The 15,608-nt window shown below is 45.5% G+C and carries 10 protein-coding genes and 1 tRNA gene; 6 read left to right on the top strand and 5 right to left on the bottom strand.

Features of this window, described 5'->3' with window-relative positions; all coding sequences use genetic code 11:
* Nucleotides 1-239: 239 nt before the first annotated feature.
* The 3 genes from MF542_RS14115 (at nt 240) to MF542_RS14105 (ending at nt 5,645) form a co-directional block, all read left to right on the top strand.
* Nucleotides 240-316: transfer RNA gene (locus MF542_RS14115), tRNA-Arg, on the top strand.
* A gap of 158 nt (nt 317-474) precedes the next feature.
* Nucleotides 475-2,523 carry a M10 family metallopeptidase gene (locus MF542_RS14110; protein WP_247020569.1) on the top strand — a complete coding sequence of 683 codons (2,049 nt, stop codon included), beginning with the start codon at nt 475-477 and terminating at the stop codon, nt 2,521-2,523.
* A 218-nt stretch (nt 2,524-2,741) separates the two neighbouring features.
* Nucleotides 2,742-5,645 (top strand): TonB-dependent receptor, encoded by a 2,904-nt coding sequence (locus MF542_RS14105; RefSeq protein ID WP_247020567.1) that lies wholly within the window; start codon nt 2,742-2,744, stop codon nt 5,643-5,645.
* Between the two features lie 50 nt (nt 5,646-5,695).
* Here MF542_RS14105 and MF542_RS14100 read toward each other — a convergent pair whose 3' ends face one another.
* On the bottom strand, nt 5,696-6,193 hold the full coding sequence (locus MF542_RS14100) for a GNAT family N-acetyltransferase (protein WP_247020565.1): 498 nt from the start codon (nt 6,191-6,193) through the stop codon (nt 5,696-5,698).
* Between the two features lie 142 nt (nt 6,194-6,335).
* Nucleotides 6,336-8,213, bottom strand: coding sequence for an oligoendopeptidase F (gene pepF / locus MF542_RS14095; protein ID WP_247020563.1), 1,878 nt, complete (start codon nt 8,211-8,213; stop codon nt 6,336-6,338).
* Between the two features lie 235 nt (nt 8,214-8,448).
* Between pepF and MF542_RS14090 the strand changes: the two genes are divergently transcribed.
* From MF542_RS14090 to MF542_RS14080, 3 genes are read left to right on the top strand one after another with little or no spacing between them, the layout of a single operon-like run.
* Nucleotides 8,449-9,099: a cupredoxin domain-containing protein gene (locus MF542_RS14090; RefSeq protein WP_247020561.1), complete on the top strand. Its 651-nt coding sequence runs from the start codon at nt 8,449-8,451 to the stop codon at nt 9,097-9,099.
* Entirely contained in the window at nt 9,099-11,429 is a 2,331-nt protein-coding gene (locus MF542_RS14085; RefSeq protein ID WP_247020559.1) for a bifunctional diguanylate cyclase/phosphodiesterase, read from the top strand. The genes MF542_RS14090 and MF542_RS14085 overlap by 1 nt, the downstream gene beginning before the upstream one ends.
* A gap of 20 nt (nt 11,430-11,449) precedes the next feature.
* Nucleotides 11,450-12,691: a hypothetical protein gene (locus MF542_RS14080; RefSeq protein WP_247020557.1), complete on the top strand. Its 1,242-nt coding sequence runs from the start codon at nt 11,450-11,452 to the stop codon at nt 12,689-12,691.
* On the opposite strand, the gene MF542_RS14075 is transcribed toward MF542_RS14080, so the two are convergent.
* From MF542_RS14075 to metC, 3 genes are read right to left on the bottom strand one after another with little or no spacing between them, the layout of a single operon-like run.
* Nucleotides 12,688-13,734, bottom strand: a complete 1,047-nt coding sequence (locus tag MF542_RS14075; protein WP_247020554.1) for a molybdenum ABC transporter ATP-binding protein — start codon at nt 13,732-13,734, stop codon at nt 12,688-12,690. The genes MF542_RS14080 and MF542_RS14075 overlap by 4 nt on opposite strands.
* Entirely contained in the window at nt 13,731-14,414 is a 684-nt protein-coding gene (gene modB / locus MF542_RS14070; RefSeq protein WP_247020552.1) for a molybdate ABC transporter permease subunit, read from the bottom strand. The genes MF542_RS14075 and modB overlap by 4 nt, the downstream gene beginning before the upstream one ends.
* A complete protein-coding gene (metC, locus tag MF542_RS14065; RefSeq protein ID WP_247020550.1) occupies nt 14,414-15,598 on the bottom strand; it encodes a cystathionine beta-lyase in 1,185 nt (394 codons plus the stop codon). The genes modB and metC overlap by 1 nt, the downstream gene beginning before the upstream one ends.
* Between the last annotated feature and the right edge of the window lie 10 nt (nt 15,599-15,608).

Raw genomic sequence — 15,608 nt, 5'->3', positions numbered from 1 at the left:
TAGCGCACCTGTTTTGGGTACAGGGGGTCGCTGGTTCGAATCCAGTCTCCCCGACCACTTTCTTCCGGGAAAGTTTTTAAGACCAATAAAACCCAGTCGAAGAAGAAGGTATCCTTGTTGGATGCCTTTTTTCTTATCAGCGGAAAGAAACTTTTAGGTAAGGCATTTTACCTATTTTCTTTTTCAGGCTGTTACGATAGTGTGCAGCCCGCTGGCCAGACGGCCATATATCTATGTGCGGTCCCGTAGCTCAACTGGATAGAGCGGCTGACTTCTAATCAGCAGGTTCGGGGTTCGAGTCCTCGCGGGATCGCCATTTATATTTTCCAAAAAGCCTATAAGTTATATTGTTTTCTTTTTATTGAACTGCTCTACAGTAGCGCCCCAATTTCGCTAAAATTGCACATAATACTTTTGGTTTCTCGACCAGCTGTATAAACTGCTGGTTTCAGGCATTGTTCAGAGGAGGCGGTTTTGTGTGTAGGTAGCAGTGTATGTAATTGTAATTGCTCGCAACAAACTAGCGCTGCGGCAACAAGTGAAAATACCCAGTCTAATGCGGTTGCAACTGGCATTGATGATGTTGCGTCTACTATAACAGCGGCGGCGACTGGTACACAAACTATCGATGCTTTGATCGCAGGCCGAATATACGCGCCTGATGCGGGGTCTACCGCAACAACACTCAGCTATAGTTTTGGGGGACCAAATAGTGTTTATTCATCGGATAGCATTGTCGGGTACCGATCAGGTGAAGACCTTGAACCTGTAAGTGGGGTACTGGAACTTTCCAATAGTGCTAAAGCTTTGTTTGAAGATGCTCTTAATGAGCTACGACGTTATACCAACTTGGAATTTGAAGAAGTCGAGGACACTGCGTCAACAGCAGGAACACTCCGTATTGCATGGTCTGAAATTGAGGATGAAGATGCAGTAGGTTGGGCATATCTGCCAGGCAATACCACACAGGCTGGTGATATTTGGTTGATCGCTAAAAACCATGAAGAGACTGATGTTGATTTTGAGCATACCATTCTGCACGAACTAGGGCATGCTTTAGGCCTGAGCCATTCATTTGAAGGCGGTATCGGTGGGGCGACCATGCCATCTGCGCTTGAGGGTGTGGAATATACGGTCATGAGCTATACGGTTTCTGCCCGTTTTAGTGAAGCGACTTGGGCTGATCTTTGGCCGCAAACATATATGTATCATGATATTGTGGTACTTCAGCGATTGTACGGTAAGGATACTGTTACAACGGCTGGAACAGATGTTTACACCTTTGATACTGCTGAACGTTATCTGCAGACTGTTTGGGATTATGGAGGCAGTGATACACTGGCGGTTTCAGGCAGCAAAGCGGTACATGTTAATTTGGCTCCTGGTAGCTGGAGCAATGTGGGAACCGATATTCAGTATTGGTCAGAAGGTACAGGCTTCTTTGAGGATAGCTATACTCTATATATCGCTGATGACACTATTATTGAAAATGCTACTGGTGCATCGGGCAATGATACTATTCAGGGTAATGATGCTGCGAACCGTTTGATTGGTAATGACGGTGATGACCGTATGGAAGGCGGGGCAGGCAATGATGTCCTTCGTGGCGGCGCAGGCAGTGACCAGAGCTTTGGCGGTGAAGGTAATGATCAGCTGTGGGCTGGCGGCGATGATAATGGTAATGATACCGTGGTTGGCGGTGAAGGTAATGATATAGCCGCGGGTGCTGCGGGCGATGACCTTCTTGTTGGCGGCGGGGTCAATGATGGTACTGACAAACAGTTGGCTGCTTCAGCAACAAGTGCAGTGGCTGATGGATCGGATACCCTTTATGGAGGTAGCGGTGCAGATACCATTGTGGCTGGTGGCTGGGATGACAGCGCGGTAACGGATAATGGCAGATTTGACCACGGTGAACAGGTAACATCCGGTGCAGGCAATGATGTTATTTGGTCTGGCGATGATAGCGACGCAATATACGGCGCTGATGGTAATGATCTTATTGGTGGCGGTCAGGGAGATGATACAATTTATGCTGCCGGTGGAAATGACAGTGTATACGGTGGTAAAGGGGATAGCACTGATACCGGCACCAACGATTATATTGATCTTGGAGCAGGGAATGATGTTGTCTTTAGCGGCGCTGGTTCTGATGTTATCTATGGCCAAGCTGGTGCTGACGGTCTTTTCTCGGGTGGAGGAAATGATACCGTTGATGGAGGTGTCGGAGATGACACCCTATGGGGTGGTGCCGGAAATGATACTTTTACTGGTGGCGAAGGGGCGGATACGTTTGTTTTTGCGTCTGGTCACGGAGACGACCGGGTAACTGATTTTGATGCTACCGAAGACGTTTTGTTCCTCGCAAATGCAACAACTGACTTCCAATCTGCAGCTGATGTGCAAGCTGCAGCCAGCGAGCAATCTGGCGGTGTATTGATTGATATCGGGGGTGGGGACAGCGTATTGCTGGTAGGTCTTTCTCTCAATGATTTAGCCTCTGTAACTTACGTTTTTAATTAGTAATATTTCTTTGTTGTTAGCGTTAAGAGGAGCTGTATTTGCAGCTCTTTTTTTATTATAAAACATATTATCTTATTGTTTTTATTGTGTTTTTTATGATTTTCTCTTTGTTACATGGAAAGTTCACTCACTCGTAACTGAAGCGTAACAATCTGGGCGTTTCTAAGTGGCCAGGTATTTCAATACTAAACACCACAAAAATGGCTCAGAGAGAAACAATGTCTATTCCATCAAAACTTAAGAATGTGCGCCGTGCTGTACTCACTACAGCAAGTGCGGTGGCTATTTTGGCGTCTGGTGCTGCTTATGCGGCTGACCTTTCAGGCCGTATTTCCGATAGTGAAAACGCAGTGGCACTTGAAGGCGCTATTGTGCAAATTAAGGAACTTAATCGCCGTACAGTGACCAATGCCGAAGGTGGATATTATTTCGGTAATATCCCTGCAGGCGAATATACGTTGATTATCAATTATATTGGTACAGACCCGATTGAACGAAAGGTTACTGTATCCGAAGATCGCGGTAAGCTTGATATTGCTTATGGTGCTAATGAAGGTGTTGACGAAGTTATCGTTGTAACTGGTCTTCGCGGTTCCCTGAATAGTTCACTTGCCAAACAGCGTTCGGCTGACAATGTGGCAAACTTTCTTTCTGCTGACGCCGCAGGTAACTTTCCTGATCAGAACGTATCAGAGGCGGTGCGCCGTATCGTTGGTCTGTCTGTAGCAAATGATCAGGGCGAGGGCCGCTTTGTAATCATTCGGGGTATTGATCCGAACCTATCTTCTTCTTCGATTGGTGGTGTAAGGCTTCCTTCCCCTGAAGGTGGTGACCGTCAGGTAGCCTTGGATATCTTCCCATCTGAAATTCTTGAAAGTGTTGAGGTTACAAAATCCCTGACACCTGACGTAGATGGTGATGCGATTGGTGGTAATGTTGATATTAAAACGCTTTCTGGTTTTGATCGTGATGGTTTGTTTGTGAAAGCAAAGCTTGAAGGCAGCTATAACCGCCAGCAGGATGATATTAGCCCTAAAGGCGCTCTAACAATTGCAAACAAGTTCAGTGATCGTTTCGCAATTGCCGGTTCCTTCAGCTATTTCGATCGTGATTTTGGCTCAGACAATGTTGAAGTTGATGGTGGCTGGATCAATGAAGATGATGAAGATCAAACAATTGATGCACTCATCCCGGAAGAGCTTGAGTTCCGTGATTATGTGATTTCTCGTCGCCGTATTGCAGCTGCTCTAAACCTTGATTTCAAACCGACAGACAGCACAGACCTTTACATCCGTTCTCTCTATTCCAACTTTAAAGATTCTGAAATCCGTAGCAGGGTCGAGTTGAAGTTTGATGAAGGCGAGTTCGATCTGGATAATACAAATACAGCCGATGGCGTTGCGTTCCAGAATGGTATTGAAGCAGACCGTGATGTTCGAAACCGTGTTGAAACTCAGAAAATTCTGACAGTGCAGGCGGGCGGTGAAACGCGCCTTGATAGCATGCGTATTGAATATTCCGCTTCATACTCCAAAGCTGAAGAAAATGAGCCAAACCGCTTTGATATCGATTTCGCAGGTGAAGATTTTAATGCTGGTGTGAATTTCAGAAACAGACTCCTGCCTAATTCTGCTTTCCTTAATCAGGCAGATTTTGATGGTATTCGTGATGCTTCCGCTTATGAGCTTGATACCATTGAATTTGGCAACAACTTTACAGATGATGAGCAGATTGCGTTCAAGCTTGATATCGCCAAAGATCTCTACTGGAATGATAACCCAGTACTGATTAAATGGGGGGCAAAAGCCCGTCTGCGCGAAAAATCGCGTAATGACAGCACCATTGTTTATGATGGAAACCTTGGCGATGTAACGCTTGCGGATTTTAGAACAGATATTGATTTCCCACCTGATTTTGCGGTGGGTGATTTCGGCCCTGATGCGGCTGCCGTTGAAGATTATTTCCGAGCGAATGTATCTACTTTTGAAATCAATGAAGCAGATACTTTGATTGCTTCAGACGCTGTCGATTATGAAGCGGAAGAGAATATCTATGCTTCATATATTCTTGGCCGTATTGATGTTGGTGCGCTTCGCGTTATCGGTGGTGTTCGCTATGAATACACAGATTTTAAAACAAGCAGTAATTTCGTAACGGTTGGTGAGGAAATCGTTCGCGATGCTGATGGTAATCCTGTTCTTGATGATGAAGGTGAACCGGAAACAGAAGATGTAACATCAGTTTCGCCCGTAAATACAGATCGTGATTATGGCCACTGGCTACCAAGTGTAAACCTTCGCTATGAACTTAAACCAAATCTGCTCTTACGAGCAGCATACTTCCGGTCCGTTGTGCGTCCAAACATTGATGATATTATTCCAACAGGTGAAATCGAGTTTGAAGACGAGTTTGAAGATGGCGAGATTGACCGTACGACAGAAGGTACAATTGGTAATGGGGCACTTGTGCCGCTAACCAGTAACAACCTTGATTTTGGTATTGAATGGTATCCGAATAACGACTCCATCATTTCGGCAGGTGTTTTCTATAAGAAAATCAAAAACTTCGTTGTAGACCGCACACTTGAAGATGTGACTATCAATGGTATTGATTTCAGTGAAGTTGTTCAGCCCTTCAATGGTGATGAAGCAACGGTTAAAGGTATTGAGCTTAACTATCAGCAGGCTCTTACATTCCTGCCGGGGCCACTTGACGGAATTATTCTAGGCCTGAATTATACTTATGTTGATAGTGATGCGACTATTGATACAGGTGAAGAAGTACGCGAAATACCATTACCGCGTACTTCCAAAAATATTGCCAATATTGTTCTTGGTTATGAAAAAGGCCCGCTAACACTTCGCGCCGCTCTTACATACCGCGATGAATATCTGGATGAGGTTGACTCTGAAGGTTTTGGTGACCGATACGTGCTAGATCACAAACAGTGGGATTTCTCGGCTTCTTATGAAATCTACGACGGTGTGAAGTTATACGGCACTATGTCTAACGTGAATGACCGCCCATTTCAGGCTGCATTCCGCACTGGCGGCCAAGATTTCCTTGCACAGTATGAAGAATATGACTGGACAGCCAGCTTTGGTGTAAAAGCCAAGTTCTAAACTAGCTTAGTATATATAATAAAAAGGCCGGAGGTGTCTCTCCGGCCTTTTTAGAAGGTTAATCCGTACCGAACTAGCTGAAAGCCACCATCCTGAAGATTAGCTTCAAACTTGAAACCACATTTTTTCATTACCGCTATAGATCCAATGTTGCTCCTCAATGCAACAGCCATAACGTAGGGTAACGACAGTTGCTTTTGTGCAATATTACAGGCTGCTCGAACGGCTTCTGTCGCATATCCTCTTCCCCAAAAGTTGCTGTCAAACATGTAAAGAAGCTCTGGAGATCGAAACTCCTCTGACTTCCTGAAACCTACGTGTCCTATCAATGTTCCAGTTTCTTGGTGAATGACAGCCCAAGGTGCATAACCATCTTCTTTTTGCCCGGTCAGCCAGAAAGTAATCATGGTTTCTGCTGTTTTATCTGCTTGATTAGTATCTTGCTCGTTAGGCAGAAACTCTACTACCTCAGGCTTTCGTAGGATATTCGCATAAGAGGTGGTATCTTCTCGTGTGAATGGACGAAGTTGAAGGTGAGTTGTTCTCAACGGATATTCTCGAGTTAAATTGCCAGTGATTTGAAGAGAATTTATCAATCAGGCACGATTTTCAACAACTGTATTTTTCAAGGCAACAAATAAAGGCCGGAGAGTTTTCTCCGGCCTTTTTGTTTGCAAGCTGACACAGGGATTATTTCCCCATGCGCTTAAGAATAACTTCAGCTTCATCCATCAGGCGGTTCATACGAGCGATGAGTGCGTCATATGGAGCACTTGAAGTAAGGTCTACACCCGCATCTTTCAGCATTTCATGTGGGTATTTACTGCCACCAGCTTTGAGTACGTTTAGATAGTCATCATCTGCTTGTTCGTCACCGCTTAGCATACGTTCGGCAAACATGGTACCGCCGGAAATGCTTGTCGCATACTGATACACATAGAAATTGTAATAGAAATGCGGGATATAGGCCCACTCAATCGCATAAAGCGGATCAATATTCATAACGCCTTCATCGTGGCCATGATATTTTTTAAGAAGATCAAGATACACTTCTGTCATCTTGGAACCAGATAGAGCTTCGCCAGCCTCTGCAAGTTCGTGGATTTTCAGTTCAAATTCAGCAAACATGGTTTGGCGGAAGAAAGTACCACGATAACTTTCGAGTGCGCGATCAATATAATAAAGCCGCTCTGCATCGCTCAGGTCTTTTGCCAGCATATGTTCTTGCAAGAGAACTTCATTTGTTGTTGAAGCAAGTTCCGCTGTGAAAATTGGATAGCTGTATGTCTCGTAAGGATTGTTTTCCTTGGCAAGCATAGTATGCACCGCATGGCCCCATTCATGAGAGAAGGTGGAGACATCTTCAAAACCACTATTATAGTTCAAGAGAACATAAGGGTGTTCGTCATAACCAGCGCCTTGCATATAAGCGCCTGAGCGTTTACCCGGTTGCGGATAAACATGCATCCAGTTACCTGCAAAACCCTCATCTAACTTTTTAAGATATTCTTCCCCAAAGGGCTTTAAGGAAGCTTTTGTCATTGCTTTAGCTTCGTCTAGCGTGAATTCGCGTTCGAGCTGGGTTACTTCCGGGTAAATGTCGTAATAGTGCAGGTCTTCGAGGCCCATGATGCGCTGACGCAGTTTTAAGTAGCGGTGCATGGACGGTAGGTTCTCGTTCGCAGCCTTCACAAGTGCACGGTACACATCGGATGGCACATTGCTGCCTGCAACCGCTGCATCAAGCGATGTAGAGTATTTACGAGATTTACTTGTGAAGATATGAGAGCGCACCAAGGTATCAAGGGTTTGGCCGAGGGCCGCCTCATACTGCTTCCATGTGCTCCAGAATTCATCAAATACTTTCTTGCGGTCTTCCCGGTTTTGTACCGCGCGGTATTTAGTGTACATGGATTGATTGAGGTCTACGGTCTCGCCGTCAGACATAGTTACCTTTGGCCAAGGAATACTGGCCGTGGTAAGTAAGGAATAAATCCGCTGTGGGCCTGAAAGTACTTCGCCAGCGTTTGCGAGCACGCCTTCAGCTTGGTCGCCAAGAATATGCTCTTTTCGTTTTATCAGGTCTCTGATGTTAAAAGCATGTTTTTCAAGGCGCTTGTCTTCTTTGATATATCTTTCCAAGGTTTCCGAGCCAGCAGCCTGCATTTCAGGTGACATATAAGACGTAATTTGCCCAAGCTTCGCGAAGACAGAACGTGCCAGGCTTAGTTTTTCCTGGCCTTCTGCGTTACGTAGATCTTCATCTCCGCCGAGGGATGCATAAATAAACATACGAGCCGTACGCTTGTTAATAGCCGATAGTTCATCGGAAGCATCAGCTAGCGTTTTAGCACTTTCTGTAAGTTTACCTTTAAAACGAGCGAGCTTTTCAATATCTATAAGCAACTGCTCACGTTCCTTATTCCAGTCACGCTCTGTTTTATAAAGGTCAGTAAGGTCCCAGCGAATTTGTGCTGGTTCAGTTGTTTCTATAGCTTGTGCGGGAAGGGCTGTGATAGCTGTTGTTGCCATAAGGCCAGCAATGGCGTAGCGCATATTTTTAAACATCTTTATCCCCCTGATAAATGTGTTGGACTCAAGAGGAAAGCTTACACATAAAAAAAGGGCTTCCGCAATTCAACGGAAGTTCTACGGGATTTCGCTAGCTGATTGTTATGCTTGATTTTTTGATCTTTACTCTTCGGTAATATTATTCACATAGGAATAACTAAATATTGATTGGGATTTTTGCCGAAAAATCCACTAACGTAGCAACACATTGTGTGGATTGGGAGTTGGGGCGATGAATTTGTTTAGAGCTTTTACAACGGGCGCTTTTCTCGTTCTTTCGGCGGGAACTGTTGCGAATGCGGATAGTATTGCACTAACCGTGAAAGATGCGAAAAATAGATCTGTTGAACATGCGGTGGTTGCTTTAACGCCTCAGTTTGAAACTGATTTTAAATTCGCAGCTCCTGAAGCCGCTGAAATGCAGCAACGGAATACGTTATTCGCGCCTTTCGTACTTCCCGTACAAACTGGTACCAAGGTTTCATTTCCGAACCTGGATGAATTCCGCCATCATGTATACAGTTTTTCTAAAACAAAGCGCTTTCAACTGAAGCTATACGGTAAAGACGAGTCCAAAGAAATTTTGTTCGATAACCCGGGGGTTGTGGCTTTGGGCTGTAATATCCACGATAATATGCTGGCTTTTGTTTATGTGACAGAAGCACCGATCTACCAAAAAACCAAAGCAAATGGTACGGTGAGCTTTGAGGGACTGCCAGCAGGTCAGTATAAAATGGAAGTCTGGCACCCAGATTTAAAAGATCGAAAATCAGTCTTTACCAGGATGGTAGCGATTGAAGGAGACACTTCTGAGGCTGTTGAATTAGCGTTGCGTTCGGTTCGTAAAAAACAAAATCCACCATCGGAAGAAGAATATAACTAATGCCATCGTTTAAATTTCAGACCAGATTAACGATTGTTTATCTTGCGCTGTTTTTAGCGGTTCAAAGTATCATTATTGTCGCCTTTTATTCTTCTTTGGATGAAAATGTCGGTGATCAGGTGCAGGACCAGTTAAGTTCTGCTGCGCGAGTTTTTGAATCTATTGTTGATGAGCGAGTAGAGAAGCTTACCGACCTTGTGCAGGTGGTATCTCAGGATTTTGGCTTCAAGGAAGCAATCCTTAGTGAAGATATTCCAACTGTTAAATCAGCACTTTCCAATTTTGGAAACCGCGTAGATGCTGATTTTTCAATGGTGTATGACATTGATGGTGAAATTGTAACATATGCTGGCCGGCAGGGGAAAAGGCTCACGGAGGCCTCTTTCCTGAGTGCGGAATTGAAAGAACTTGCTGAGGCAGCTTCCACCGCATCATCTATTATGGAAGCCGAGGGGCGTCTTTACGAGGTCGTATTAGCGCCTGTTTATGCGCCTGACCTTCAGGCCTGGATTGCGCTCGGTATCGAGCTTGATGAAGTTGAAGCGCTAGAGATTAAAGAACTATCAGTTGAAGGTCTTGAAATCGCGTTTCTATACAAGGAAAATGACCGCTACAAGCTTGCAGCCTCTTCTTCTGATGAAGGTGCACTGGCGCAGTTTTTAGATACCGGTATTTTGAATTCTATGGGAGCCGTTTTCCGGGCACCATATCTTGGTGACGATTATATGTTCTGGTTGATGGAGCTTCAGGGTTCAGCCACACAGGGCAATGAAGTTTCCACACTGCTTTATTATTCGATTGATAAAGAAATACGCAGTTATGCTGATTTTGCGATAACGCTTCTTGGTATTCTGGCGATTGGTCTCGTTTTCCTTTTTGGTGGAAGTATGGTGATCTCGCGCGGTGTTACCAAACCACTTCGTGAATTGGCGAGTGCTACCAACCGTATTGCTCAGGGCGAATTTCACGAAGTTGCTGCTCCAACAAAAGACGATGAAATCTCAGATCTTACCAAGAGTTTCAACCACATGGTGGAAGCTGTACGTGAGAGGCAGGACCGCATCCGTTTTCAAGCTTTTCATGATCCTGAGACGGGACTTCCAAACCGGAATAACTTTGAAAAAGATCTGATTGAAACAGTAGAAAAAAAGAAGCAATTTGCGTTGGTTATTGCTGAGGTGCAACAACTGCTTGAACTAAGAACAGTGCTGAATCATGATCATGTAAATGATCTATTATCGGGTATTGGCGAGCGCTTACAACAGGTGTCCAACGCCAAAGTAGCGCGTCTTAGCACAGAATCTTTCGCGTTTATTCTGGAGGATGCAGCAGGAGCTGAGGTTGTTGCCTCGTTAGCTATTAATTCCTTTATGACGCCGTTTGAAATTGCTGATGTGGCGGTGGATGCCAGCATCAAAATGGGTTTAGCAAAATTCCCTGATGACGGCAAAGATGCTATGCACCTTATGCAGCACGCTAACTCAGCGCTCGATCAAGGCCGGGTATCGCCAAAAGGATATGCTTGGTATGTGCAGGATACAGGCACGTCTTACGCGCAAAACCTATCCCTTATGAGTGATCTGCGAGAGGCACTTAATACTGGCGAAGTATCTTTCGCGTATCAGCCAAAACTTGATCTCGCTGAAGGTAAAATTACCTCCGTTGAAGCACTTGTGCGCTGGAACAGTAAAACACGTGGATTTGTACCACCGGACGATTTCATCCCGTTTGCTGAACGTACGGGTGATGTAAGGCATGTAAGCGAATGGGGTTTGCGGGAGGCTATTTCACAGTGTGCGAAATGGCATGCAATGGGCCACAATATTTCTATAGCTGTGAATCTGTCTACCAGTGATTTGATGAACCTGAACCTTCCGGGGCAAATTTTGCTGCTGCTTAGGGAATATAAAGTTCCACCAGAAAACTTGAAGCTCGAGGTAACAGAAAGTGCAGTGATGCATGATATGTCTCGTGCTCTTGAAGTTCTGAACATGCTGAGCGCAATGGGGCTTACGCTGTCGATTGATGATTATGGTACTGGTTATAGTTCTTTAAGCTATTTGAAAAAGCTGCCAGTGAGCGAGATTAAGATTGATAAATCTTTTGTATTGAAGCTGGCGGAAAATGAGGAAGATAGAATCCTCGTTCGTTCAACAATTGAGCTTGGACATAACCTTGGCCTTAAAGTGACAGCTGAAGGCGTGGAAGATCAACAATCTGTTGATATGTTAAGTGAATATGGCTGTGATACACTGCAGGGATATTTCATTAGCAGACCGCTTCCTGCGCGTGATTTAGAGAGTTTCCTGAACGAATATAAATTTAAGTAAGGTATATTATGGTGCGTGTATTGAGTTTATTGACCATAGGTACTTTGTTTTCTTTTCCTGTGGCCGCACAAGACAGTTTTCTTGATATCTCGGGCTTGGCTGATTTTCGCCTAACCCATGCTTTTGCTGGTGAAGAAGACTTCTTTAACGGCGGACTGGGGAAAACCCGCTACGGTGCTTCTGAGGACGGGAGCGCGAATACTCAGCTAAGGCTTTCTGAGATATCAGTACTCGCGAAGGCTGATATTGCGTGGGGATGGAAGGCTTTTGCGCATCTCAAGTTTGATAGCGAGCAGGATAAGCCGGTCGATTTGGTTGAAGCATTTGTCACCTATAAACCGGTACCTTCTTCTGCCTGGTCTTTTGAATATAAAGCAGGACTATTTTTCCCTCATATCTCGCGGGAGAATATCTCAACGGCTTGGACAACGCCCTATACGATCACGCCTTCAGCGATTAATGCCTGGGTAGGGGAAGAGATCCGAGCACTTGGGCTTGAGGCACGCGCTACATATAAAACGGAAAATCATAAAGTCTCACTTTCCGGGGCAATTTTCGGATTTAACGACCCTGCAGGCTCTCTTTTAGCTTTTCGTGGATGGGCGTTACACGATGCAAAAGTGGGAGCCTTTTCCACGGTACCGCTAGCCCCCATTCCTTCTATCGGGACCGAGGACTCGTTCCTAAGGCAGGCAGCTTATGTAAACCCGATCCGAGAGCTTGATAACAAACCGGGTTTCTATGCTGCGCTGGATTATTCATATGGCCGCAATTTACAGCTTGGTGCCTTTTATTATGATAACCGGGGTAACCCTGAAGCCTTTAACGGTGAACAATATGCGTGGGATACCCGCTTCTTAAATGTATATGCTGAAGCCAACCTACCTTCTGATATCAAGTTTATCAGCCAATATATGCGTGGCTCAACGGAAATGGGCGTGATTGCTGAGGGCGATCGGCGTTATGTGGATGTAGATTTTAAGGCGGCTTTTGCACTTCTCAGCAAAACCATTGGGCCATTCAGGCTTTCAGCACGTTATGACTGGTTCGACAATGACGATAATTCATTTATTCAGGTCGATAATAACTTTGAGAATGGCGATGCCTACACAGTGGCTTTTTCCTGGAGAATTGATGCGAAGAACCAGTTGCTCGCTGAATATCTTCAAGTGAACAGCGACCGTGATAATCGGGTAGGGCTTGGTGTTGATACTGAACAAAAGAATAAACTACTTCAGTTCAGCTTCCGCCGACGTTTCTAGTTGTTGTGCACGTCTTTTATGGCCACGGCTTTTATTAATAGATAAATTTTTTGGCCTGTGCGAAGCGTTAAGTTCCTATAGGCGCGCTCGGTGATTTGGCTGGTGATGTGCTCACTACTGCCTTCGATGCGGCATTGCACATTTACTGATTTCGGTGCTTGAACTATTTCTATAATTTCGGCTTCAAGGATATTTTGAATACTGGTGTTTTCTGCGGGCGATGTAGCCAGTGCAACATCGTTGGCAAGAATACGCAGTGTGAGAGCGCTGTTTTCCTTTTCACCTTCATCTTTTACCCAGATGGTTTGTCCGCCAATCTCGGCAGCTAGTAATCCATCGTCGCGGTGTGCCGCGCTGGCGGTAATAATAGAAAGAGTGCTGTTAAGACCGAGAACTTCACATGTTTCCGAAGCGTTCAGTATGTCAGTTAATGAACCAGAAAGAAGTGTTCTACCAGCATCCATAAGAATGGCATTATCTGCAACCGCAATCATTTCCTCCAGTTGATGGGTTATCAGTAGCATAGGTATTTGATGCTTCCGGTTTATTTCTCTAATCAGCTGGAGCATTGCATTACGCCGAGATGTATCGAGGCCGGTAAGTGGCTCATCTAGAATGAGAAATTTAGGATCTGCCGCGATTGCTCTAACAAGTGCTACCCGTTTGGATTCTCCGCCCGATAGGTTCTGGGGAGGGCGTTTGAGAAGATGCTTGATATCAGCCAGTTCGATAAGCTGGTCTATATCCTTTGGCTGTAACTGCGCTGATAGCCGAATATTCTCTTCGACTGACATAGTAGGAAAGAGGGCAGGTTTTTGCATAACGAGCCCAATAGAACGTTCTTCAGGGCTTAGGTTCGATACATCGCGCCCTTGAAGCTTGATATGTCCGTTAGCCTTTTCCAGCCCGCATATCGTGCGTGCAAGGGATGTTTTCCCAGCGCCAGATTTGCCCATAAGAACAGTAATGCCGCTTTGAACTTCAAATGAGGCATGGCCTTCTGTAGTCCCCAACTGCCATGTTAGATCGACAGAGAGGCTCATGACTGGCTCCTCAGCTTATGCCGACGAGATAACCATTCTGAAATAATCAGGCTGCCAATAGCTGGTATCAGGCATAGTAATGCAAAACGTGCTGCAATTTCTTCACCGCCTGGCGTTTGTGCCGCCTGAAAGAGCGCCAACGGCAGTGTTTGAGTAAGGCCTGGAATATTTGCAACAAAGGTAATGGTCGCGCCAAATTCACCTATCGCACGTGCAAACCCTAAAACCGATCCTGAAAGAATGCCGGGCAGGGCATGTGGCAGGCTGATACGCCGGAAAATGGTGTACGGGGAAAGCCCTAGTGTTTGTGCTACCTCTCCATACTCTTTTGGTTCAGCCTCAAAGGCTTGCCGAATACTGCGGACCATAAGCGGAAAAGCCATAATGCCGCTCGCAATTGCTGCTCCTTGCCACTGAAAGGATGGGTTTAAGCCAACCCTGTTCAGCCATGCACCAAAACTACTGTTATGTGAGAAAGCGATTAGCAGAAGGAAGCCAATCACCACAGGGGGAACAACAAGCGGGATGTGAAGCATACCATCCAGAAGGAATTTTCCGCGAAAGTCTGAACGGGCCATACGGTAAGCGGTAAAAACAGCTAAAGGCAGCCCAAGGGCTATGGCCCATAAAGCTACCTTTAAGCTCAAGAGTAGTGCATCAATTTCGGTCTGGTTGAGCATCAACGCCCTAAATGCTTGCTATATCTTTCTAGTCCTGTCTGTAAGTCTTCTATCAAGTCATCGGTATTTTCAAGTCCGATATGAAGACGCAGGAGCGGGCCGCTTGCTTTCCACGGTGTTGCTGTACGGCATGTGGCTGGATTGCTTGGCAAGATCAAGCTTTCATAACCACCCCAGCTGAAGCCCATTTTGAAATATTTCATTTCGTCGACCATGGCAGCTGTATCTTCATAACTGCCTTCTTTGAGCACGATCGAGAACAAGCCGCAGGAACCAGTAAAATCGCGCGCCCAAATCTCATGGCCAGGGCAGTTCTCGAAGGCTGGATGCAGCACTTCTTCGACCATCGGTTGGTCTTTAATCCAATTGGCAATCTTCAGCGCATTTTCTTCATGCTCTTTCATGCGCACTCCAAGAGTACGTAAACCGCGGAGTGTTAGAGCAGCATCATCAGGGGATACTGTCTGGCCCATCTGATATGCGGTTTGCTGAAGTTTTTTAAAGGTGCGTTTGTTTGCTGTGGCACTGCCCATCATTACGTCTGAATGACCGCATATATATTTGGTGCAGGCATGGACCGAGATATCAGCACCCAGTTCAAGCGGGTTAAGAAGCAGAGGTGTTGCCCATGTGTTATCAGTAATGACATAAGCGCCAATTTTTTTTGCGGCTTCACAGATCGCGGGTAAGTCTTGTACCTCAAATGTAAGCGATCCCGGTGTTTCAGTAACGATAAGCGTAGTGTTATCTTTAAACAGTGTTTCGATGTTCGAACCCAGAAGCGGATCGTAATAAGTAGTTTCAACACCAATATGTTTCAGGTATCCGTTCGCAAATGAGCGTGTTGGATCATAAGCACTATCAGTGATGAGAATATGATCACCGGGTTTAACAAGTGCCATAATGGCACCTGTAACTGCTGCAATGCCACTTGGATACAGCATAGTGCCTTCGCCGCCTTCAAGCTCTGTCATTGCCTCAGCAAGCGCCCACTGGGTTGGAGTGCCTTTGCGTGCATAAAACAGGTGGCGAGCAGAAGGATCAGCGCAGCGTTCGCGCATTTCAGCATATGTTTCAAAAAGACAGGTAGATGCGCGGTAAATTGGCGGGTTTACCACGCCATGGGTCCACTCCTTTTTCCGGCCCGAGGTTACTAATTTGGTTTCTGTTTTTTCTTTTGTCATAAATTACTCG

Origin of the sequence: Kordiimonas laminariae (genome assembly GCF_023008165.1) — a bacterium.
Taxonomy (GTDB): domain Bacteria; phylum Pseudomonadota; class Alphaproteobacteria; order Sphingomonadales; family Kordiimonadaceae; genus Kordiimonas; species Kordiimonas laminariae.
Note: the sequence above shows the minus strand (reverse complement) of the source record. Positions and strands in the feature narration are given on the sequence as shown.

What these genes read in the sequence shown, in the direction of transcription:
- MF542_RS14105 (WP_247020567.1), top strand. Translation starts at nt 2,742, where the DNA reads ATGTCTATTCCATCAAAACTTAAGAATGTGCGCCGTGCTGTACTCACT.
- pepF (WP_247020563.1), bottom strand. Translation starts at nt 8,213, where the DNA reads ATGTTTAAAAATATGCGCTACGCCATTGCTGGCCTTATGGCAACAACA.
- MF542_RS14090 (WP_247020561.1), top strand. Translation starts at nt 8,449, where the DNA reads ATGAATTTGTTTAGAGCTTTTACAACGGGCGCTTTTCTCGTTCTTTCG.
- MF542_RS14085 (WP_247020559.1), top strand. Translation starts at nt 9,099, where the DNA reads ATGCCATCGTTTAAATTTCAGACCAGATTAACGATTGTTTATCTTGCG.
- MF542_RS14075 (WP_247020554.1), bottom strand. Translation starts at nt 13,734, where the DNA reads ATGAGCCTCTCTGTCGATCTAACATGGCAGTTGGGGACTACAGAAGGC.
- modB (WP_247020552.1), bottom strand. Translation starts at nt 14,414, where the DNA reads ATGCTCAACCAGACCGAAATTGATGCACTACTCTTGAGCTTAAAGGTA.
- metC (WP_247020550.1), bottom strand. Translation starts at nt 15,598, where the DNA reads ATGACAAAAGAAAAAACAGAAACCAAATTAGTAACCTCGGGCCGGAAA.